This window comes from Lentibacillus salinarum, assembly GCF_042679865.1.
GTDB lineage: Bacteria > Bacillota > Bacilli > Bacillales > Amphibacillaceae > Lentibacillus > Lentibacillus salinarum.
Genome location: NZ_JBHTNH010000032.1, coordinates 1 through 586 on the forward strand (window position 1 = coordinate 1; position 586 = coordinate 586).

The following is a 586-nucleotide window of genomic DNA, read 5'->3' on the forward strand; positions in this document are numbered from 1 at the left end:
TCGAATTTCGTCGTTGGCTTGTTTTTCCGCTGCTCATGTATCTAAATGCATACATTCCGCTGCTCGAAACTGCGCCGCCTCGAACTTCTCGGTCCTTTTTATCCTCCTTTTTGAACAGACTCTTATAGGAAATTTATTCAATTTATGACCAGTCCATCAAAGTTGATAGAAATACCTAATTTAAATCAAAGGTGACTGGGGATTGATGAAAAACACAATCACTAAGCTCTTGGAATACACTGAAATAAGACAAACACCTAAGAAGAAAGTGGAGAGGAAGATAAGATAGTGTTAAACCGATCGACAAGACACATAATTCCGCAACATATTGTCTGGCACTCAATCAATTTCTACCAACTTCCTTTTTCGCGGGAAAGCTACTGTCGTTGTCTAAAATATCTTTTCTATACAAAGCTATACAAAAGAACCAGCTTACAAAAATGTAAGCTGGTTTTCGGCTTGCCTGGCGGCGTCCTACTCTCGCAGGGGTTAAACCCCAACTACCATCGGCGCTGGAGAGCTTAACTGCTGTGTTCGGCATGGGAACAGGTGTGTCCTCTCCGCTATTGCTACCAGACCGTTTAAA

1 rRNA gene is annotated in these 586 nt (G+C 42.0%); it reads right to left on the reverse strand.

Annotated elements, in window-relative coordinates:
• Positions 1-461 precede the first annotated feature (461 nt).
• Positions 462-577, reverse strand: a 5S ribosomal RNA gene (gene rrf, locus ACFQ4A_RS16360).
• Positions 578-586: the final 9 nt, after the last annotated feature.